The 19831-nt window shown below is 56.4% G+C and carries 21 protein-coding genes and 1 tRNA gene; 11 read left to right on the plus strand and 11 right to left on the minus strand.

Annotated features, from left to right (window positions below; genetic code table 11):
- From Q7T06_RS00030 to Q7T06_RS00055, 6 genes are all read left to right on the plus strand, one after another.
- A partial coding sequence (locus tag Q7T06_RS00030) for an ATP-binding protein (protein WP_304778025.1) occupies nucleotides 1-1095 on the plus strand: 1095 nt, incomplete at its 5' end.
- A gap of 170 nt (nucleotides 1096-1265) precedes the next feature.
- A complete protein-coding gene (locus Q7T06_RS00035; protein ID WP_304778028.1) occupies nucleotides 1266-4997 on the plus strand; it encodes a hypothetical protein in 3732 nt (1243 codons plus the stop codon).
- A gap of 306 nt (nucleotides 4998-5303) precedes the next feature.
- Nucleotides 5304-6434, plus strand: a complete 1131-nt coding sequence (locus tag Q7T06_RS00040; protein ID WP_304778031.1) for a tetratricopeptide repeat protein — start codon at nucleotides 5304-5306, stop codon at nucleotides 6432-6434.
- Nucleotides 6435-6466: 32 nt separating this feature from the next.
- Nucleotides 6467-7693, plus strand: coding sequence for a murein L,D-transpeptidase family protein (locus Q7T06_RS00045; RefSeq protein WP_304778034.1), 1227 nt, complete (start codon nucleotides 6467-6469; stop codon nucleotides 7691-7693).
- A 179-nt stretch (nucleotides 7694-7872) separates the two neighbouring features.
- Nucleotides 7873-8319 carry a YMGG-like glycine zipper-containing protein gene (locus Q7T06_RS00050; RefSeq protein WP_304778037.1) on the plus strand — a complete coding sequence of 149 codons (447 nt, stop codon included), beginning with the start codon at nucleotides 7873-7875 and terminating at the stop codon, nucleotides 8317-8319.
- A gap of 182 nt (nucleotides 8320-8501) precedes the next feature.
- Nucleotides 8502-8750: a hypothetical protein gene (locus Q7T06_RS00055; RefSeq protein ID WP_304778040.1), complete on the plus strand. Its 249-nt coding sequence runs from the start codon at nucleotides 8502-8504 to the stop codon at nucleotides 8748-8750.
- 72 nt (nucleotides 8751-8822) lie between these two features.
- On the opposite strand, the gene Q7T06_RS00060 is transcribed toward Q7T06_RS00055, so the two are convergent.
- The 3 genes from Q7T06_RS00060 to Q7T06_RS00070 all read right to left on the minus strand — a co-directional run bounded on the left by Q7T06_RS00060 (nucleotide 8823) and on the right by Q7T06_RS00070 (nucleotide 11139).
- Nucleotides 8823-9167, minus strand: coding sequence for a hypothetical protein (locus Q7T06_RS00060; protein WP_304778043.1), 345 nt, complete (start codon nucleotides 9165-9167; stop codon nucleotides 8823-8825).
- Between the two features lie 196 nt (nucleotides 9168-9363).
- The gene (locus tag Q7T06_RS00065; RefSeq protein ID WP_304778046.1) at nucleotides 9364-9816 is read right to left on the minus strand and encodes a universal stress protein; all 453 of its coding nucleotides are present in this window, start codon (nucleotides 9814-9816) and stop codon (nucleotides 9364-9366) included.
- 114 nt (nucleotides 9817-9930) lie between these two features.
- Nucleotides 9931-11139 (minus strand): MFS transporter, encoded by a 1209-nt coding sequence (locus tag Q7T06_RS00070; protein WP_304778050.1) that lies wholly within the window; start codon nucleotides 11137-11139, stop codon nucleotides 9931-9933.
- A 299-nt stretch (nucleotides 11140-11438) separates the two neighbouring features.
- Between Q7T06_RS00070 and Q7T06_RS00075 the strand changes: the two genes are divergently transcribed.
- Together Q7T06_RS00075 and Q7T06_RS00080 are read left to right on the plus strand one after the other, a co-directional pair.
- The gene (locus Q7T06_RS00075; RefSeq protein ID WP_304778053.1) at nucleotides 11439-11858 is read left to right on the plus strand and encodes a hypothetical protein; all 420 of its coding nucleotides are present in this window, start codon (nucleotides 11439-11441) and stop codon (nucleotides 11856-11858) included.
- 46 nt (nucleotides 11859-11904) lie between these two features.
- Nucleotides 11905-12072 (plus strand): hypothetical protein, encoded by a 168-nt coding sequence (locus Q7T06_RS00080; protein WP_304778056.1) that lies wholly within the window; start codon nucleotides 11905-11907, stop codon nucleotides 12070-12072.
- Between the two features lie 608 nt (nucleotides 12073-12680).
- On the opposite strand, the gene Q7T06_RS00085 is transcribed toward Q7T06_RS00080, so the two are convergent.
- From Q7T06_RS00085 to Q7T06_RS00100, 4 genes are all read right to left on the minus strand, one after another.
- Nucleotides 12681-12887 carry a DUF6494 family protein gene (locus Q7T06_RS00085; RefSeq protein WP_304778084.1) on the minus strand — a complete coding sequence of 69 codons (207 nt, stop codon included), beginning with the start codon at nucleotides 12885-12887 and terminating at the stop codon, nucleotides 12681-12683.
- A 78-nt stretch (nucleotides 12888-12965) separates the two neighbouring features.
- Nucleotides 12966-13628 (minus strand): thiaminase II, encoded by a 663-nt coding sequence (gene tenA, locus Q7T06_RS00090; RefSeq protein WP_304778059.1) that lies wholly within the window; start codon nucleotides 13626-13628, stop codon nucleotides 12966-12968.
- A 50-nt stretch (nucleotides 13629-13678) separates the two neighbouring features.
- Nucleotides 13679-14377 (minus strand): TenA family protein, encoded by a 699-nt coding sequence (locus Q7T06_RS00095; RefSeq protein ID WP_304778062.1) that lies wholly within the window; start codon nucleotides 14375-14377, stop codon nucleotides 13679-13681.
- Between the two features lie 138 nt (nucleotides 14378-14515).
- Nucleotides 14516-14842 carry a nucleotide pyrophosphohydrolase gene (locus Q7T06_RS00100; protein ID WP_304778065.1) on the minus strand — a complete coding sequence of 109 codons (327 nt, stop codon included), beginning with the start codon at nucleotides 14840-14842 and terminating at the stop codon, nucleotides 14516-14518.
- A 173-nt stretch (nucleotides 14843-15015) separates the two neighbouring features.
- Between Q7T06_RS00100 and Q7T06_RS00105 the strand changes: the two genes are divergently transcribed.
- Both Q7T06_RS00105 and Q7T06_RS00110 read left to right on the plus strand, forming a co-directional pair.
- Complete coding sequence (locus Q7T06_RS00105; protein ID WP_304778068.1) at nucleotides 15016-15249, plus strand: hypothetical protein; 234 nt, start codon at nucleotides 15016-15018, stop codon at nucleotides 15247-15249.
- Nucleotides 15250-15449: 200 nt separating this feature from the next.
- Complete coding sequence (locus Q7T06_RS00110; protein WP_304778071.1) at nucleotides 15450-15743, plus strand: hypothetical protein; 294 nt, start codon at nucleotides 15450-15452, stop codon at nucleotides 15741-15743.
- A 142-nt stretch (nucleotides 15744-15885) separates the two neighbouring features.
- Here Q7T06_RS00110 and Q7T06_RS00115 read toward each other — a convergent pair.
- The 4 genes from Q7T06_RS00115 to Q7T06_RS00130 form a co-directional block, all read right to left on the minus strand.
- Nucleotides 15886-15961, minus strand: a tRNA-His gene (locus Q7T06_RS00115).
- A 97-nt stretch (nucleotides 15962-16058) separates the two neighbouring features.
- Nucleotides 16059-16913: a glutamate racemase gene (murI, locus tag Q7T06_RS00120; protein WP_304778074.1), complete on the minus strand. Its 855-nt coding sequence runs from the start codon at nucleotides 16911-16913 to the stop codon at nucleotides 16059-16061.
- Between the two features lie 27 nt (nucleotides 16914-16940).
- Nucleotides 16941-18482, minus strand: a complete 1542-nt coding sequence (locus Q7T06_RS00125; protein WP_304778077.1) for a fumarate hydratase — start codon at nucleotides 18480-18482, stop codon at nucleotides 16941-16943.
- A 20-nt stretch (nucleotides 18483-18502) separates the two neighbouring features.
- Nucleotides 18503-19126: a YqhA family protein gene (locus tag Q7T06_RS00130; protein ID WP_370652321.1), complete on the minus strand. Its 624-nt coding sequence runs from the start codon at nucleotides 19124-19126 to the stop codon at nucleotides 18503-18505.
- A 191-nt stretch (nucleotides 19127-19317) separates the two neighbouring features.
- Here Q7T06_RS00130 and Q7T06_RS00135 point away from each other — a divergent pair.
- Nucleotides 19318-19831: acetyl-coenzyme A synthetase N-terminal domain-containing protein (locus Q7T06_RS00135; RefSeq protein WP_304778081.1), on the plus strand; the 514-nt coding region annotated here is incomplete at its 3' end.

Here is a 19831-nt window from a genome sequence, read left to right on the forward strand (position 1 = left end):
AGCCATGAAATCCGCACGCCTATGAACGGCATGCTCGGCATGCTGCAACTGGCATTGGCGGAAGCGTCGGATCACGAGCAGCGCGAGCATCTGGAAACGGCGCAATATTCGGCGGAAGCCCTGCTGACCATCCTCAACGACATCCTGGATTTTTCCAAGCTGGAATCAGGCAAGCTGCAATTCGAAGCGACCGATTTCGATTTGATCAAGGCTGTAGACAGCGTCATCAATTTGATGAACTCCAGATCGCAGGGCGCCAGTTTGTCGCTCAGCGTGGATTATCCAGCCGATCTGCCGCGCTCCCTGACAGGCGATGTCGGGCGCTTGCGCCAGGTCTTGCTGAACCTGATCAGCAATGCGATGAAATTTACCGAAGCAGGCGGCGTCGCGCTGAAAATCGAGCAATTGCCCGCCAGCGGCACGCAGATAGCCTTGCGCTTTAACGTGATCGACAGCGGCATAGGCATTGCACCGGAAGCACAGGCGCGGCTATTCCAGTCGTTTTCCCAAGCGGATAATTCGATTTCCCGGCGCTTTGGCGGCACCGGCCTGGGCCTCTCCATCTGCAAGAAAATCGTCGAAATGCAGGGCGGCCGGATAGGCGTTGAAAGTACCGTGGGCAGCGGCAGCCGATTCTGGTTCGAGCTGACGTTTGCGCCGGCATACAGGGCCGAGCAGGTGCCGGCAATGCCCGCCATTGCGTCACTCCAGGCCACGCGCGCCTTGCATATCCTGCTGGCAGAAGATAACGAAATCAATCAAAAGGTTGCCGTCGCCCTGTTGAAAAAATCCGGCCACACGGTACAGGTCGCGCAAAATGGCCATGAAGCGGTACGCGCGGTCCAGGATGGCCGCTTCGACGTCATCCTGATGGACATGCACATGCCGGAAATGGATGGACTGGCTGCCACGCGTGCGATACGCGGCATGCCGGCGCCTGCATCCAGCCTGCCTATCGTCGCGCTGACAGCGGCCGGCGCCTTGTCTGATATACAAATCTGCATGGATGCCGGGATGAATTATTTTCTTGTCAAACCGTTCAGAATGGAACGCCTGAGCGGGATTTTGCAGCAGTTATCCAGCACCGAACAGTAAAAAGACGCGCCATCCCTGCCTGGGCCAGCCTGCCATATCCCCGAAATGGCCAGACTTTCCCCCTCTTTTTAAAGCCTGATTTACACCCCGTCCCTCGATAATGCCTATTAAGAAACTCCGGCTGGCGTAAGCAAACGGCAGCGGAATTGACTCTCAAGCGAGGATCCACGATGGAAACGAATCAGGCACTGCGTAAAAACTTTACTCTGCAAGCAGCCGATGCAGGTAACGACGAATTCATAGAAAGCGCCATCGATGCGCCCAAGGTCGGTGTGCGTGTCGCCGGCATGGACCTGAAAGCGATTCGTGAAGCCATTGCCCGCGTGGAAGCAGAAGCCAAGGCGACCGTGACCGCTGAAAATCGTGCCTATGCTGAAGCGCATGCGCGCTCGCTGGCAGAAGATCGCGCGCAGGCCGACGCCGCTGCCATCGCCGAAGCCAACAAGAATTCCAGGGCCGCTGAAGAAGCGATTGCCGCCAGCCGCGCCCGTCTGGAAGTCGAGCGCCAGGCCCGTGCCGCCAGCGAAGCACGTACCATCGCCGTCAACAAGGAAATTGCCGAACTGCGTGCCCGCACCGAAGCCGATACCCAGCTCGGCATCATCGCGATCGGACGCGCCAAGGCTGAGCAACTGGCGCGCAAACTCACGATAGAACAAATCGCCGAAGAAACAGAACTGGGCGCGCGTGCCACTGAGGCCGCTGAAAAACTGGCGCAGGAAACAGATCACACGCGACAGCAAATGTCGCAGCGCATTGCGGCCACGCAGATCGCCACCCAGGCGGCGCAGGCAGAGGCGGAAGAGCGTGCGCGTCTTGAATCGCAGGTAGCTGACCTGGCGCGCGAACACGAGCGCCGCGAGAGAAGTGCAATTGAAGTCAGCAAGACGCTGATCAACACACGCCGCGATGCAGTGATGTTGACGCAGCAGCGTGAAGAAGCCGACACCAATGCACTGGCGTCCATGCTCAACCGGATGCCGGCTGAAGTACGTGCCCGCGAAGATGCACTGGCGCGTGCCGCAACCGAGCAGGAGCAACAGGCAACGGCGCAAGCCCGCATCGAATCCGAGCAACGCGCGCTGGAAGCAATCCAGATGCGCCTGCATGCAGAAACCGAAATGCGTGCGTCTGCAGAGCGCCGCGAGCATGTGGAAAGCATGGCCGCCGTGGCTGCGCAATCACGTCGCGATGCAGAAGAACGCATACGTGTGGCGACAGAGGCGCGCATACAGGTTGAAAAACAATTGCAGACTTCGGCAATTGCACGGGTAGAAGCCGAACATCAGGCGGATGAACAGGCGCGTGCGCGCATTGCTGTCGAAGCAAGGGCTGCCGAAGAAGCACGCCAGCGCGCGATTGCGGAACAACAGGCGCAAGCGGCCACACGTGTGCGCGCAGAAGAAGAACAGCGCGCCCGGGAACTGGCGGAACAGCGCATTGCGATGGAACGCGATGCGGCTGATATGGCGAGTGCACGCGCAATTTCGGAAAAATTCGCGCTGGACAAGGCTGCAGAGTGCATCAGTCTGCAGCAGCAAATGGCCGAGATCGCAGCGCAAAAAGCACAAAAATCACTCGAGCTGGCAAGTACTGAACAAGAACGCATAGAAGCAGAGCAGCGTGCGCTGGTTGCGCTGCAGGAAAAAATGCAGGCAGAAGAAGCCTACGCCGCCAGTGCCGCGGCACGTGCCGAGGCCAATCAAAAGCAGGCAGCCCTGTTGCGCATGCAACAGCAGGTCGAACAAAAAGCCTTGTCCGCGCAGGAAACCGAAAGTGCCGCGATCAAGTTGAAAGTGGAACAAACCATCGCGCAGGCGGATTTGAAGAGTGCAGCAGCCAATGCTGCATTGGCGCAGGCGCGTGAAGCGGTGGCGCTGGCAAAAATCCAGGCGCAACGCCTGCAGGATGAGAAAAAAACGCTGGCCGTCATGCAGGAAAAACTGGCCGCTGAACGCCAGCATGCGGAAGCAGTAAAGCAGGAACTGCAAACCAATCAGAAAAAAATTGCGCACGAACAGGCGGCACAGGCAGCGTCAGAAGCACGTGCCCGCGCCAACCAGGAACATGCCGCGCTGTTGCTGGCGCGGCAGCAAGCCGATCAGGAGTTGCGTGCCGCGCGCGAAGCAGAATGCGTGGCGAATCAGCACATCCTGGCGCAGGCAAAAGCCAAGACAGTATTGCAACGCAAGTCGGCAAGTCTGGCGCTCGGAAAAGTGCGTCAAATGGTCGAGCTGACCCGTATCGAGCGCGAGCATGCCGAGGCAGAAGCGATAGCCCTGCAGTCGCTGGAAGAAAAATGCCAGATCGAAGCGGCCGCGAAAGCGGCAGCGGAAGCACGCATACTTACCGATCTGCAGCAAATGGAATTGCTGCGCGAGCGCGAACTGACCGAACAAAAAATTCGCGCCGCCGCAGAAGCAGAATGTGCCGCCAGCCGTCAGGTGCTGGAGCAAACCAGGGCCAAGGCAGAGTTGCAGCAAGCCAGTGCGCTGGCATCCGAACAGCGTGCCGCCGAAGCACTGGCGCTGGCGCAAGCCGAACGTGCACGCAGCCTGGCCGAACAGCAGGCGCTTGCAGCGATCCAGGAAAAACTGCTGACAGAACAAAAAGCGCGTACTGAAGCCGAAGCCCGCACCTTGCTGGAACAGGAACAGGCCGGCGTATTGCAGGCGCGCGCAGCAGCCGATCATGCATCCTGCACTTCGGGAGCCGCCATTCTGCAGGCAGAAAAGCAAATGCTGGAAGCCGCTACGCAACAGGCTGAACTGCAGGCGCAGACCGCGCATGCCGCACAGGTCAAGGCCAGACAAGCGGTCGAATTGGCCAAGGCAGAGCGTGCCCGTGCCGATATCGAGAAAAAAGCGATGGATGCCATCGAGGAAAAATTGCAGGCCGAGCAGCAGCGTCTGGAAGGCGCGGCCATGGTGCTGCGGGCGACGCAGGAAAAAATAGTGGCAGAGAAAGCAGCCCTGGCGGCATTTGAACTGAGGGCACGCGCCGAGCAGGAACAGACCGAGATCCTGCGCAGCAGGGAGCAGGCGCAGCAAGCCCTGCGTCATGCGACGGAAGTGGTCTGCAATGCCGAAAAGGAATTGCTGGAAAAAGAAATGCAGCAAGCCGAAGCGCAAAGAATTGTGATGGAAGCCGCTGAGCGCAAGGCGCTGGAAGCAAGCGAACTGGCGCAGGTAGAAGAACAGCGCGCGATAGCCGAGCAGCAGGCGCTGGCGCTGCTGGAAGAGCAGCAAGCCCTGGAACAGCAGCGCCTGGAAGCGAGCGAAATCGCATTGAGCGCGATACAGGAAAAATTGCAGGCCGAGCAACAAGCCTGCAGCGAGGCTGAGCAATGTGCAATTGCAGAACTGGAAATGGCAGAAGTATCCAGGCAGCGCCTTGCGGTCGAAGCTGAAGCAAGGCTGGCGCAGGAAGCGCAGCTGGCGGCAGAACGCGCAGCGCTGGCTGCGGCCGAGGAAAAGGCAAAAGTTGCCGCTACCGCGCTGGAATTATCGAAAGCCGATCAAGCCCAGCTGGACCGCGAGCAAAGCGAAGCGCAAATTATCGCGCGCGATTTGCTGGCCCGTATCAGCGACCGTGGAGACCAGCATGAAGAATGGCGTCTGCGTGCGACTGCAGTGCTGGCCGAATCGGCCGTGCTGCCAGCGCAGGCTAAATCCGGCGCCCGCTTGTGGACCGCGCTTGCCGCCGGACTGGCATTGTTCATCGGCGTGGCAGGCTGGAATTTCCAGCAAGACGTGATGCAGATGTTTGCGCCGCAGACAGCCGTTGTTGCCCATGCCTCTTCCGGGTCGCTGATGGTCGCCGCGCCGGCAACCATGCAAATGTCGTATGCACTGGCCAGCGTCCCTGCAGTCGGTGCCGGTGATGCCGCTACCGCCGAGTAAGCATTTAACAATCCTTCACTTTTGACCCGGGAGGGCGCAGGGCAAGTCGCCATGCGCCCTCTTGGCGTATCTGCTGTCTGGTGTGCATTTCCACGCTACGGATTCGCTTGCCGTAACTGCCTGAATCCCGGAAAATCCTGCCTGGGATGCGGATAAGCTGTGAGATACGCGACCAACCGTTCCAGACTCCTCTGAAGCTTGGCTATTGCGCCACATCGCAATGCAGCAATCGGTTGGGGAAGAGCGGTGGTTTGTCGTACTATATTGGATGTACGTATTTATCCCATCACCATAACAAGGAAAACCATGCTTTTCGCGTCGCGTCGTACCTTCAATTCAGGCTTACGTTACGTGTTGAGCCGTGCCTTGGTCTTGTCAATGGCGGGATTTTGCTCTTTCCCCGCACTGGCCGATGAGTTTGCCGACGTTTCGCAATTGCTGCGTGCCGGCCAGCATGGCGCCGCACTGGTGAAAGCCGATGCCTTCCTGAACAAGAATCCGCGCGACGCGCAAATGCGCTTCCTGAAGGGCGTGATCCTGACCGAGCAGAACAAATCGGCAGAAGCGATCGCGATCTTCAGCAAGCTGACAGAAGATTATCCTACCCTGCCTGAGCCCTACAATAACCTGGCGGTGCTGTATGCCTCCAGCGGCCAATATGAAAAAGCGCGTACGGCGCTGGATATGGCGATACGCACCAACCCGACCTATGCAACCGCATACGAAAACCTGGGCGATGTGCATGCGAAGCTGGCTAGCCAGGCATATGACAAGGCGCTGCAACTCGACAACAGCAATGTCGGTGCCAAATCAAAATTGACGATGGTGCGTACGCTGGTAGGCAATACCAGCGGCGGCACCAATCCGAAAGTGGCGGTCGTCGCTGCCGCACCGTCAGCACCTGTAAAAGTTGAGAGCAAGCCGGAACCTAAGGTCGAAGCAAAACCTCCGGTCAAGGAAGTGGCCAAAGTCGAAGCGAAACCTGAAGTAAAAGCGGAAGCCAAGCCTGATCCAAAAGCCGAGCAGAAACAGGCGCAGAAGCGGGAAGATGACGCCAAGCGTGAAGCCAAGGCCAAAGCCAACGCCGCCGCTGAAGCCGAGCGCGATCAGGTATTGAGCGCAGTGTACGCATGGGCGAAAGCCTGGAGCGCGCGTGATGTGAAGGCTTATCTGAATGCCTACGCCGGCGACTTTACGCTGCCTGCCGGTCAATCCCGCAAGGCATGGGCTGAGGAGCGTCGTGCCCGTATCGAAGACAAGGGCCGCATCAGCGTCAAGGTCGAAACGCCGCAAGTCAGCGTGAGCGGCAATACGGCGACCGTCAAATTCCGCCAGATTTATGATTCAGACCGTACCAAGGCCAATAGCCGCAAAACACTGGTGTTGGTCAAACAATCCGGCAAGTGGCAGATCATGCAGGAGCGCGCGGGTAGCTGATGGTTTTTTCGCGTATAAAGCTGCGCTCAATCGTGCGTCGCATCGGATGCTGGACAGGCACGGCCGCTTTGGGCTTGCTGGTCGCTGGTGGCGTGGCCTTGCCGAGCCTGTCTGTTGCCAGCGGCAACAAGCCGGGCATACCTGCGCGTCTTGATCCCGAAGTCATGCTGATTGAAGTCTACAAGGCGATGGCGGCCAATCGCCTGCGTGATGCGCAGGCAAAAGCCGATGCGCTGGTAGCAGCGTATCCGAACTTCCGGCTTGGCCATCTGGTGCGCGGCGATCTGCTGCTGCTGCACACGCAGCCTATCAAAACCTTTGGCGCCGTTACCGGCGCACCTGCCGACAAGCTCAATAATCTGCGCGCTGAAGCGATCGTGCGTTTGAAATCCTTGCGCGAGCGTCCTGATCCGAACCTGGTCCCCAGCGCCATCCTGCAGATGCGCGACGACCAGAAAAAAGCCGTGCTGGTCGATGCCAAGCGCTCCCGGCTGTATGTCTACGAACGCATCAATGGTCAGTTGAAACTGGTCAGCGATTATTACGTCAGCCAGGGCAAGCTCGGTGTGAACAAGCTCAAGGAAGGCGATCAAAAGACGCCGCTGGGTGTGTATTACATTACGGCCCGACTGGCTGGTTCACGCCTGCCGGAATTTTATGGTCCCGGCGCATTGCCGATCAATTACCCGAACGAATGGGACAAGGTCAATGGCCGCAGCGGCTCCGGCATCTGGCTGCATGGTACGCCGCCTGACAGCTACAGCCGTCCGCCGCTGTCGTCCGATGGTTGTGTGGTCTTGACCAATCCCGATTTGCGGGAATTGTCGGCCTCGGTTGAAATCGGCAATACGCCGGTCATCATCAGCGACGATCTCAAGTTTGTCACGAAGGCAAAATGGGAAACCGATCGCCTCAGCGCCAACAAGATGCTGGAAGCATGGCGCGTCGATGTTGAAAGTACCGACCCGGATCGTTTGCGTCGTCATTACTCGCGCAACTTCAAGGCGCCGCGTGGACAGAGTCTGGACGCCTGGCTGGAAAAATTGCAGCAATCGACGCTGGGTGCACGCAAGATCAATGTCGAACTGCGCGACGTGACGCTATTCCGCCATCCCGATCAAAAAGATCAAAAGGAATTGATCGTCGCCGCCTTTACCCAGGAAGCCCTGATAGGCAAGGGCAAGCACGTCACGCGCAAGCGCCAGTATTGGGCGAAAGAGGGCGCGCAATGGAAAATCGTTTCTGAAACCAATCTGTAATCCCACTCCGCTTTAATATCACTCCCTGCCTTTTCAGGCAGCGCGTCTTCATACTTCTTTACAATTGTAAAAGTCTATTTCTCCCGTGGATTTTGCGCACGCGCTCTATATAGTGATTCCATGACCAAGCGATTGATAAAACCAAATCTGGTTTTCGCAAGGGTCCAAAGGAATCAATCATGTTGCATAAAAAATGGATAGCCTTGGCCTTGCTGGCGACTGCCGCAGTTACAACGACGGCGTCGGCAGACAATCGCGGCATCAATACGGCGCTCGGTGCGGTTGTCGGTGCAGTGATCGGCAATAGCGTCGGCGGACAGGATGCCGCGATTATCGGCGGCGTGCTGGGAGCCGTGGTGGGTGCCAGCGCCTCCGGTCATGACGACGGGCGTTCTTACGGCCGTCGCCAGCCGCAAGCCCATTACCAGGCGTCACCTGTTTATTATCAGGCGCAGCCGACTTACTACCGGCCTGCTCCGGTTTATGCAAGACCCTATTACCGCGACGGTTATGTTCAGCAATCTGGCTATCGTGATCGTTACCAAAACGATGCGCGCCGCGTCGAGTACAGGCGCTACGAGCAGGCCGATTATCGTCAGTACGATAGCGGCGCTTATCGTCGTTAAAAAGAAGCGCGGAGAACGTCAAGCCTGGGAGGGCATGGGCAAGTCTGGATGAGGCCGATGTAACAGCAATTGTTGAGCGAAAAACGTCACAGCGTAATTTCTGCAACCGGGAAGGAGGAAGAAACATGCGTGCATCGCCACGTTTTTCTCCTTTCAGTAGAGTTTGAAGAAAGGCTGTTTCCATGAAATTATTCACATCCGGCGTAGCGCAGCGCCTCACTCTTGCGCTGGCGGGACTTGCTGCCCTGGGCGGATGCGCTGTTGTGCCTTATAACGCTGCTTACTATGAGCAACCCGTTTATGTCGGCCCGCCAGTGTACGCTGCGCCGCCGGTCTATGTGGGGCCGGTCGTCAATTTCGGCTTGCAGTACAGATCGGGTCGTGGCTATGGTGGCCCGCGTCATCACGGTCATCGTGGCGGCTGGAGATAAGCTGGTTTGCAACGCACAAGTAAAAATGGCTAGTCGATAGACTAGCCATTTTTGTATGCAGGGAAATCAAAACTAGCGGTGGTAATCGCGATATTCACGATGACCGCGCTCATAGCCATCGCGATAATGGCCATGGTGCGGAGGTCTGCTCGGGTAACTATAGACTGTGAAGGGAGCCGGTGCATAAATGACAGGCGGCGGTGCCTGGTACACAGGTACGGCATTGCCGTAAATGACAGGCGGCGCGTAATAGTTGGAATAGTTATTGTAGGGTGGTGGCGAATAATAAACGGGAGGGGGTGGATAGTAGCCGCCTACGCCTACATTGACGGACCAGTTCACGCCACCTGCCATTGCCGATGCGGCAGACAATGCCAAGGCGCTTGCCAGGCCGCACTGTACGATAAATTTTTTCATGATGATCTCAATAATGATGACGGTATTTAACGCTTAATAATCATGTCGGGCCAATGGTAATTGGTAACAATCTGTATCGCTTGATTAATCATTAACAATGCGGATCAAGAATACGAATCAACAATACAAGCTTGGCAACAAGGCAGATCGACGATGGCGCTGGGTGCCGCGCAGTGAAAAAATAATATTGCGCCGTCTATTTCGGATCGCTCGCCACCAGCAGGCTGCACCGGATTTTCTCCACCAGTAGCGCATCGGTGGCGCCGCGCCACCAGCGCATGGCCAGCGATTGATGACGCGTATGACCGACGATGACGAGCTCTATGCCAAGTTTGTCGACCAGGTTTGCTATCGTCGGCACGGGTTCGCCGACTTCGATATGGGTTTGTACGACCAGGCCGGCTGCGCGCAGACATGCATGACCATCGGCCAGTTCATGTTCCATCCTTTGTTTCTCGGCCACCATCTCTTCTTCCATACCCTGCATGGCGACCATCGCGTATTCGCCGATGATGACGGAGGGCGGTGGATTGACGACGGCCAGCAGATGGATTTCAGTGGCGGGGTCGGGAGCCAGCCGTATGCACTCCTGCAAGGCGGAACGGCTTTCAGGCGTGCCATTGTAAGCGACCAGAATTTTGCGATACATGAGGCCTCCGAATTGCGATAAGGTGCACTATTAGTATATCGCTAACGCCAGATCGGGCAAGTCAGCTGATGACGAGCCGGCCTATGCGGAGCGCAAAGCATCCCGCATGCAGCGTCAGGCCTCCGCTTTGAGGTGGCTGAAGCGCAGCGCCGTCAGCAATACGCCGATTGCACCGATAGACATAATAAATCCGGTACCGAAATAGCCTACTGCCAGTCCGGCGGCACCGACCCCGGCCGATTGTCCAAGAAAGAAGCAGGCGGCAAATGTCGATACTGCAGCACCGCGTCGTTCCGGCGCCATCTGGGTGGCATTCATCTGCAGCGTGTTGTGCAACATGTAAAACCCCAGGCCGGCGGCGAAACAGCCGGGAATGGCCCACCACCAGCTTGGTGCAAGCCCGATGGCAAGCAGCGATGCAGCCACGATGATCCCGCCCCAGCGCGTCAAGCCTTTTTCACCCAACTCGCGCACCAGTCGGCGCGAAGTGCTCGCATACAGCAAGCCTCCCAGGCTATACAGCATCACCAGCGCAGCAGCCTTGGTCAGCGACAAGTGGTGCACCTGATGCAAGTGGGTCGCGATGAATGCAAACGCGCCATACAGGAATGCACCTTCCAGAAACACCGTGATCAAAACGACGCGCGCCCATGGCTTGGACAGCACCTGGGAAAATTCATGGATCATCCGGCGCAATGCAGAACCCTCTGCCTTGCGGGTGACCAGCGCGTGTGCGGGCAGGCGCCGGTTGAAGGATAAAAGCGTCAGGCTGATCACTACAAAGCAGCATGAAATGCCAAAAAACGGCACGCGCCAGCTGAAATAATCAGCCGCCAGGCCACCCAGCAATACGCCGGCCGAAATGCCCACAATCTGGCCTATCAGGAATTGCGCGAGTACCGGCTGACGTTCGCTATACGGCACCACGTCGCCTATCCATGCCATCGACAAGGGGATGATAGCCGCCGCCGTTGCTCCTGCCATCAGGCGGGCGACGATCAGCAATGGATAGCTGGGCGCCAGCGCGCACAGCAGTGCGGTGAGGGCGCATGCCATGCAGGCCCAGGCTATCACTACATATTTCCCGAAGCGATCACCCACCGGACCGAAAAACAATTGCGAAAGGCCGTATGCAATTGAAAAAGCGGTAATCACATAAGAAACGCTGCCCAGCGAAATGCCGAATTCCAGCGCCAGCCTCGGCAGCAAGGGATCGGTGACGCGCAGCGAAATCGCACTGCCGAAGGCGGCCAGCGATAGTGCAGGAATGGCAAGGGCAGGAATGGGTGCTGCGGGTAGTGCGGCTGGTTCGTCGGCGGGCATGAGGCAATATAAAAATTAATCCAGAGTAACGAAGCGTACAACAAATCGGCACACTGCATTTTCCCGGCTGCAAGCGGCCCAGCGTGCGCAGGCTCAAGTTGCCGGCGAGCAGCCCTCCCCTTTTCCTACAAGAAGTTGGGTCGCTGTCCTATATTGTGAAAGTCATCATATGGCTACGATCCTACTCAAGCGGCCTTTGCATGTTTTGAAATGTACTTTGATGCGACAGGGCAGTCCAGGCTAGCGATACTCTGAATACGATCAACGACTAAAAACAAAATAAATCAGGGGAGTGCAAAATGTCTATCCTCCATACCAATCCATACCCTGTTTCTCCTATCTTCAGGGAGCGGGCGACTGTTGACTGGCCGGGCTATGCCAGGGCTTGCCATGAAATTGCCGAGCGGCATGTAGATCCGGTAGAGAGAGCGCTCAACAGGAAGCGGGCCTATGCCCTGAAATACCTGGGCAACAAGGCACGCGTTAGCGACGCGACCTATGACAAGACAGAACCGCGCGTTTTCACGCCGCAGTTTGTCCTTGAGCTGGCAGCTGCGAATTCAGTGCGCCGCGCCAAACGCAATCCACAGCTGGAACCAGTGTCAGGCGCGATGGATGGCCAGGGCTTGGGAAAACTGTCGGCAGAGAATGTAAATATCCTGCCGTTCGGACCACAAATTACGCTGTGCAGCACCGCTGCCGGCGATGTACGTGTTTGATCATTTCGCTGAAATGAACTGCACTTTTCGAATTGAGAGCGACACCATGAAACTTCATTACACTTTATTTGTATTTGCCATCACCGTGATAGGTGGCTTGTTCATCATTTTGAATCCGCTTGCCGTATCGGCAGAAAACAGCAAGGCTCATTTTGTCGAGCAGCCGCAGATCAGCGCCTTGGTGACGATGGCGATTCCACCGTACAAATGGTAGGAGAGTGCTAGGGGGATGGAGCAATGCCGGGTAGCTCAGCGATAGTGGCTGAGCAAGTGCTGCGACACCAGGTATTGGAATAGGCAGGCGTGCCAGCAACATCCGGCACGGTTATAAAAACAGGGGTAGGCAGGTCATGCTTATCATGGCTGCTGGACAGACCATTGCATGCGTTGCAACGACGCTATGCATCTGTGCACAGACAAGCACGGCGATCACGCTGATGTCTTTAAAACAGCAGGAATAAACCCACAACAGCAAGTACGGAAACGCTTATCAGCCATCCAATATAGTAGTTGCTGCGCATGATGATCCCCATGTGTAAACTCGCCGTAAAATCCGGTGTAACCATCTTTTAAGCATAGCCACTTTGCTGCAGATGGCTAGATGATCCAGATTATTTATACTTTCATTTCTGTCACCTGAGTGACCAGCATGCAGGATAAAGTCCCGGGGCAAAATGATCTGTGCGTTTCCACACATAGAAAAACATAAGAAGCAGGATGGCTCGCAATTGCGATTGCAGTACTGACAAAAAACAAGGCGCCCATTTCCGGGCGCCTTGTTTTTAATATTTGTAATCCAGCAATGCTGGAAATTGCATGCTGTTATTGCAGGTGAATTTCTCCATCAAACGTGACATTCAATTTCACGCCTTGAATCTCCAGTGTGATTTTTGCCGGGAATGTTTCAGTGCCGGCGATGCTGCCATCGGCAATCGCTTTCGCCACCGCTTTTTCAATTTCATTTTGCGAACTGACGCCAACCATTTTCAAAAACTTGCGCATGCTGAGATTGAAACTTTCTTCGTCCATATTGCGCTCCTGTCTGTTGGTGAGGGAAAGACATACTGCTTGAGTAACCTTAGGGTACTGCACATCGTACTGCATTGCCTAGACTGGCCATTGCTCCAGGCGATAGGCTGAATCCCAGAACATCCATTCCAGCCTGGCGGCACGCGTATAGGCGCTGCGCATGTCGCGCCGGGTTTCTTCACTGGCGACAGCGGCTACGCGATCGACGGTGGCAATGACGCCGCGTACCGCAGCATGGAATTCTTCGCCGGCATAGGTACTGATCCACGCATCGTAAGGGTTATTCTTCACTGTGCGCTTGAGTATGTCCAGCCCGATTTCAGCATAGATCCAGAAGCACGGCAGCAAGCCGGCCAATGCGACCGGATACGATGCACTCCATGCATTGGCCAGGATATAGCTGTTGTAATGGTGGGTCGCCGGCGAGAGTGGCGTGGCAGCGAAGGTCGCCGGGCTGACCTTGAATTGCTCCATGAAGTCTGCATGCAGGCTGCGCTCGACGATGATGGCAGTGTGCGCAGCGTCCGCGAATTGCACGATTTCGTCCGTGTTATCGGCCTTTGCCGCAACGATCGCCAGGGCGCGGCCGAAAGCGACCAGATAGTGCGCGTCCTGGATCATGTAATGACGGAAGCGTTCCTGGCTCAGGGTGCCGGCCGCAAGCTCTTCATTGAAGGGCATCGTGCGTATGGTTTCAAACAGTGCGGCGTTCTCTTGCCAGACTTCAGCAGTAAATGACATGTGTTTCCTCAATGAAGATAGTCGCCCGCGCCTTGCGGTTGGGCGGAGATTCAAGAATAGTGCAGCGGCGTGTAGACGTGATCGAAGAATGCGCGTTCCAGCGCCACTGCGCGCGCGAACATGTCGGCGCAGCGCGCCTGCTCTTCGGCACTCAGCAGCGGACCGGTGCGATCGAGTTCGGCGCGCATCCAGCCTATGAATTCTGCAAACGCAGGGTTGTTGTGCAAGGTGATCCATTCCGCATGGATGAAGCGTGGCGGCAATGCAGCTGCAGGGCGATCGGCCCAGCTCAGGTACAGCCATTCAGCCACCACCAGCACCGAAAGGCACAAAGGATAGATCCTGCTTGCTGCTGCTTCCGCCATCAGTTCCTGAAATGCCTGGGTCGGTGCGGTCAGTTGCGGCGCAGTCCGGTGCTTGTCGGCCAGCCCCAGTTCATCGAAGGCGCGCAGGAAATAAGTGTTTTCATCGCTGGTGATCATCGCAGCGAAACGGGAAAAGCGCACGCGCGAGGTGAAAAGATCGGCGCTGGCGATCGCCGCACCCAGCAGGGCGACAAAGCGATCGATGAATTGATAGTCCTGCACCAGATAGTGTTGCAGCACGTCGTCGGCAACGCTGCCGGCAAATAATTCATCGATGAAGCGATGATGGATGGCGGCATCCCAGTTGTCCTGGTTTTGTTCGCGCAACCATTCCGTGAAGGTGCTGGCGGTATTTTTACGTGTGCTGAATTGTGTATCGTTCATGAGGAAGGTCTGGGTGATCTGCAGCCGGGCTGCAGGTATGCAAGTGTAAGGCTGGCACGACTATAAAAGAAGCCGGCGCGGGCGCAAAAATAAATGCCTGTTTCGCTAGCCCGGCCATCAATTGGTCCAGGCCGGATTTTACAGTGCCGGGTATTTCTTTGCGTTCATGACGAGTTTGTCTTGTATGGCAGCGTTCAAATCCACCTTCAATACCGACGCCAGCCGTACCAGATACAGTGCGACATCGGCCAGCTCCTGCCGTACATGTTCGGCGGTTTCCGGCGCTTGCGCCACTTGCCACGATTCTTCTTCGCTGCGCCACTGGAAGATTTCCACCAGTTCGCCGACTTCGCCAGTCAATGCCATCGCCAGATTCTTCGGTGAATGGAACTGCTGCCAGTTGCGCGCGTCGGCAAATTCCTGCAGTACGGTTTCCAGTACCCTAGTGTCGAGCAAAGTTGTCATGGCGGGATTGAGTAAAGTCGAATAAGCCTGCATGATAACGGCAAGACTTGCCGGCGGTCTATCTGGCGCAAACGGGGTGCTCATCCTGCTGTCCTACATTGCGCCGGCGGCAAGTCCTATTTGGCGCATTCCTGATCGATGTTAATGTGGATGAACACTCTAGGAGATTAAGCATGTCGAATTCACCGAAGAAACCAGATAACGCCACCGAAGAAAACCGGCATCATCCGAACCCGCCGGGTAATCCTATGCTCAAGGAAGATGACGCGGACCTGGAAAAATCCAGGCAGCAAGAGTTTGCTGCCATCGACGATGCAAAAGCCAGCCAGACCGTCAATCTCAGCAAGCACAGCAATCCGACCAAGCACCCGATCAAACAGCCTAACAAGACGACGAACAACAGTTGATCAAAACAGTTGGTCAAAGCAGTTGATCCAGGCAGGTGATTTCAGCCCGGAACGATGGCGGATGAAAATCTGCAAAACATGAAAAAACCCGCAGTGTTGCGGGTTTTTTCATGTGCAAGGCTGGCAGCGACTAGGTGACTTCCACAATTTACCTATCTGCTGCAGCTGCCTATAGTAGGCACATCAATGAGTGACAAGGCATGAGCAGTTCAACCGCCAGCCTCACGCGTCCACTGCGACCATCGTCTGAACCAACCATCACCCATATCAAGGAAAAAATGAAAGCTTCATTATTCATCGCACTTTTGCTGGCATTGTCGTTGACCGCTTGCAATTCGGAAAAGCCGGCATCGACAGAAGCAGCTCCTGCAGCAACGCAAGCCGCACCTGCGGCAGATGCAGCACCAGCGGCTCCGCTGAGCGCTGAAGATGCTGAAAAAGAAAAAATCCGCAAACAAAACGCTGCTGCTGAAGCCGCTTTGTCGGGACATTAATTGCATCAGCTTCAAAATAAAAAAACCGTCGCTTGCGACGGTTTTTTTATGCGCGACACATCCTTGGCTGGCGCCATATTGATGCAGCTAGCAAGAAAAAGCCGTGCCGCATGTTTACACATGGGGCACGGCTAGAATTCTTTGGGGTGGCTGATGGGGCTCGAACCCACGACAACAGGAATCACAATCCTGGACTCTACCAACTGAGCTACAGCCACCACTGAACAACAAGACTGAATCGCGATGTTTTGCAAGACAGCTGCGCATTATACAAAATTCGTGCGCTGCTGGCAAATCAAATAAAGAATGTATTTATCAGGCCGTGCTTTCTGCCGTCAATTCCGCAACCGGCGGGTGCAGATCCAGCAATTGCGCGAAGGCGTTGACCAGTGCGCTGCGGCTACCGGTTGTGTATGCCTGCAGCGTACCTTCGGATAGCGTCAGCCTTTGCAGGCCGCGTTGCTGCAGCGAGCGTTCAAGCTGGCGTGCAACCGCTTCCCCGGTATCGATGATGGTCACCGGCACTACACTTTCGCGCTGCACGATGGCTTCGATCAGAGGCTGGACGAAAGGGTAGTGCGTGCAACCCAGCGCCAGCGTATCGATACCGTCGCGCAGCAGGGGCGAGAGGTAGCGCTGCAACATCAATGCGGTTGCGGGTGACGACAGCTCGCCTTTTTCGATCTGCTCGACCAGGCCGACGCAGGCTTGCGTGATGAAGGAAACGCCGGTGGTTACACTGATTTGATCGCGCAGTGCGATGAAGCGGCTGCTGGCCAGCGTGCTGGCGGTTGCCAGTACGCCTGCCTTGCCGCTTTTGCTCAATGCCGCGGCGGGTTTCAAGCCCGGCTCGACACCGATCACGATCAACTCTGGATAATGCTGGCGCAGCGCAGCTATGGCTGCCGCCGTTGCAGTATTGCAGGCGACGACGATGGCTTTCACGTTCTTCGTCCGCAGGAAGGCGGCGATCGCCAGCGTGCGGCCGACGATTTCCGCATCGGACTTGCCGCCATACGGTGCATGGCCGGAATCGGCAACGCACAATAGATGCTCGGATGGCAGGCGCGCGCGGATATGGCGCAGCACTGACAGTGCGCCTACGCCAGAGTCGAAGATGCCGACAGGCGCTTCGGCAGCGACGGGATCAGGATGCTCGGAAAAAGTCACGGCGCGCGATGTCAGACTGTGGCTGGATCAGGCCGCCGAAACGGGAATCTGGCTCAATTTGGTGGCCGCGATTTTTTCTTTCCATTCCTTCGGTCCGGTCGTATGGACGGAGGTGCCGGTCGAATCGACCGCGACCGTGACCGGCATGTCCTTGACGTCGAATTCATAGATCGCTTCCATGCCCAGATCTGCAAAGCCGAGCACTTTTGCCGTCTTGATTGCCTTCGACACCAGGTAGGCGGCGCCGCCGACTGCCATCAGATAGGCCGATTGATGCTTCTTGATCGCCTCGATCGCAGTCGGACCGCGCTCGGCCTTGCCTACCATCGAGATCAATCCGGTTTGCGCCAGCATCATTTCGGTGAATTTATCCATCCGTGTGGCGGTCGTCGGGCCGGCCGGGCCGACGACTTCATCGCGTACCGGATCGACCGGGCCGACGTAATAAATGACGCGATTGGTAAAGTCGACCGGCAGCGGCTCGCCTTTGGCCAGCATGTCCTGTATGCGCTTGTGCGCAGCATCGCGGCCGGTCAGCATCTTGCCGTTCAACAGCAGGGTCTGGCCCGGCTTCCACGAGGCGACTTCTTCCTTGGTCAGCGTATTCAGGTCGACACGTTTGGATAGTTCGGTGTTCGGCGTCCAGTTCACATCCGGCCAGTCGGACAGCGATGGCGGATCCAGGTAAACCGGGCCGGAGCCGTCGAGCACGAAATGCGCGTGGCGCGTGGCGGCGCAGTTCGGGATCATCGCCACCGGCTTGGATGCCGCATGCGTAGGATGCATCATGATCTTCACGTCGAGCACGGTGGTCAAGCCGCCCAGGCCTTGTGCGCCTATGCCGAGCGCATTGATCTTGTCGCACAGTTCGATACGCAATTCTTCGGTCTTGTTTTGCGGGCCGCGTTTTTTCAAGTCATACATGTCGATGTCTTCCATCAACACCTGTTTCGCCATCAGCATCGCGCGTTCTGCGGTGCCGCCTATGCCTATGCCCAGCATGCCTGGCGGGCACCAGCCTGCGCCCATCTGCGGCACGGTTTGCATGACCCAGTCGACCAGCGAATCGGATGGATTGAGCATGACGAATTTTGATTTGTTTTCCGAGCCGCCGCCCTTGGCTGCAACTTGTACCTCGACGGTATTGCCCGGCACCAGCTCCATGTGAACCACGGCCGGCGTGTTGTCTTTGGTGTTCTTGCGCTCGAAATGCGGGTCGGCCACGATCGATGCGCGCAGCTTGTTGTCCGGGTGGTTGTAGGCCTGACGCACGCCTTCATTGACTGCATCGGTGATCGAGCCATTGCCGAAGCCTTCAAACTTCACATTCATGCCGATTTTCAGGAACACGTTGACGATGCCGGTGTCCTGGCAGATCGGCCGCTTGCCTTCTGCGCACATGCGCGAATTGGTCAGGATCTGTGCGATTGCATCCTTGGCCGCCGGACTTTGCTCTGCCTCATACGCGCGCGCCAGATGCTGGATGTAATCCTGCGGATGGTAATAGCTGATGTATTGCAGTGCTGCGGCAACGGATTCGATCAAATCGTCTTGTTTAATGATGGTCATGGCAGTGTCGGCTGTGAACGTTAGTGGGAGGACTGATTCAGTGCATTGGTTTCCGCCATGATGCGATCGGCGTAGGCTATGGCCATCGCAGACAACAGGAAGACGATATGGATGCCGGTTTGCGCATACAGCGTTTTTGCATCGTAGGACGCGGCGTTGATAAAGGTTTTCAGCAAGTGGATGGACGAGATGCCGATGATCGCCGTCGCCAGTTTGACTTTCAATACTGACGCATTGACATGCGACAGCCATTCCGGCTGGTCGGGGTGGCTTTCCAGATTCATCCGCGAGACGAAGGTTTCGTAACCGCCTATGATGACCATGATCAGCAGATTGGAAATCATCACCACGTCGATCAAGCCCAGTACCACCAGCATGATTGTGGTTTCAGTCAGTTTGGTCGCGCGCTGCGCGCCGGGTATCGTCACCACATCCAGGATGTGCTGCAAGGAATTGGGATTGCCGAGGACTGCGCCGATCAAATCCGATAATTCAACCCAGAAATGAAAAACATAGACGCATTGCGCCAGAATCAGACCCAGATACAATGGAAGTTGTAGCCATCTTGTCATGAAAATAAAGTTGGCCAGCGGATGGATAGGCTTTTTTGCAGGCAATTCGTCAGAGTGGGGCGATGGTTTCATGAGATGGTTTGGCTGTGGTGAGCGACGAAATGAGAGTCCTCATTTTACACGGGCCGGCATTTTTTCTGTGCAGCCGGGACTGATTAATCGCGGTTTGCCGCACTCATATTCCACAGTCAGATTCGTGTAAGGCTTCAGTAAGCGTAGGGGCATATTGTAAGTAACAAATAAAATCAGTACCGGAGGAGACCATGTCTGACATCGAAAGCTTCAAGCAAGAGGCGCGGGTATTCAACCCGCCTGCCGATTTCGTAAACAATGCCGCCATCAGCGGCATGGATGCCTATCGCGCGCTGTGCGCGGAAGCGGAAGAAGATTACGAAGGTTTCTGGGCCCGCCTGGCCCAGCAAAACATCCACTGGACCAAGCCTTTCACCAAGAGGCTGGATGAATCCAATGCGCCGTTCTACAAGTGGTTTGAAGACGGCGAATTGAATGTCTCGTGGAACTGCCTCGATCGCCATCTGCACAACGGCAATGCCGACAAGGCGGCACTGATTTTTGAATCTGACGATGGCAAGGTCACGCGCGTCACCTACAAAGAGCTGCACGAGCGGGTCTGCAAATTCGCCAACGGCCTCAAATCGCTGAGCATCACCAAAGGCGATCGCGTCATCATCTACATGCCTATGTCCATCGACGGCATCGCCGCGATGCAGGCGTGTGCGCGCATAGGCGCCACGCATTCAGTGGTGTTTGGTGGCT

Origin of the sequence: Herminiimonas sp., assembly GCF_030645555.1 — a bacterium.
GTDB lineage: Bacteria > Pseudomonadota > Gammaproteobacteria > Burkholderiales > Burkholderiaceae_D > Oxalicibacterium.

Coding starts and splice junctions, on each gene's coding strand:
- Q7T06_RS00035 (WP_304778028.1), top strand. CDS start 1,266: ATGGAAACGAATCAGGCACTGCGTAAAAACTTTACTCTGCAAGCAGCC.
- Q7T06_RS00040 (WP_304778031.1), top strand. CDS start 5,304: ATGCTTTTCGCGTCGCGTCGTACCTTCAATTCAGGCTTACGTTACGTG.
- Q7T06_RS00050 (WP_304778037.1), top strand. CDS start 7,873: ATGTTGCATAAAAAATGGATAGCCTTGGCCTTGCTGGCGACTGCCGCA.
- Q7T06_RS00055 (WP_304778040.1), top strand. CDS start 8,502: ATGAAATTATTCACATCCGGCGTAGCGCAGCGCCTCACTCTTGCGCTG.
- Q7T06_RS00060 (WP_304778043.1), bottom strand. CDS start 9,167: ATGAAAAAATTTATCGTACAGTGCGGCCTGGCAAGCGCCTTGGCATTG.
- Q7T06_RS00065 (WP_304778046.1), bottom strand. CDS start 9,816: ATGTATCGCAAAATTCTGGTCGCTTACAATGGCACGCCTGAAAGCCGT.
- Q7T06_RS00070 (WP_304778050.1), bottom strand. CDS start 11,139: ATGCCCGCCGACGAACCAGCCGCACTACCCGCAGCACCCATTCCTGCC.
- Q7T06_RS00075 (WP_304778053.1), top strand. CDS start 11,439: ATGTCTATCCTCCATACCAATCCATACCCTGTTTCTCCTATCTTCAGG.
- Q7T06_RS00080 (WP_304778056.1), top strand. CDS start 11,905: ATGAAACTTCATTACACTTTATTTGTATTTGCCATCACCGTGATAGGT.
- Q7T06_RS00085 (WP_304778084.1), bottom strand. CDS start 12,887: ATGGACGAAGAAAGTTTCAATCTCAGCATGCGCAAGTTTTTGAAAATG.
- tenA (WP_304778059.1), bottom strand. CDS start 13,628: ATGTCATTTACTGCTGAAGTCTGGCAAGAGAACGCCGCACTGTTTGAA.
- Q7T06_RS00095 (WP_304778062.1), bottom strand. CDS start 14,377: ATGAACGATACACAATTCAGCACACGTAAAAATACCGCCAGCACCTTC.
- Q7T06_RS00100 (WP_304778065.1), bottom strand. CDS start 14,842: ATGACAACTTTGCTCGACACTAGGGTACTGGAAACCGTACTGCAGGAA.
- Q7T06_RS00105 (WP_304778068.1), top strand. CDS start 15,016: ATGTCGAATTCACCGAAGAAACCAGATAACGCCACCGAAGAAAACCGG.
- Q7T06_RS00110 (WP_304778071.1), top strand. CDS start 15,450: ATGAGCAGTTCAACCGCCAGCCTCACGCGTCCACTGCGACCATCGTCT.
- Q7T06_RS00125 (WP_304778077.1), bottom strand. CDS start 18,482: ATGACCATCATTAAACAAGACGATTTGATCGAATCCGTTGCCGCAGCA.
- Q7T06_RS00130 (WP_370652321.1), bottom strand. CDS start 19,126: ATGAAACCATCGCCCCACTCTGACGAATTGCCTGCAAAAAAGCCTATC.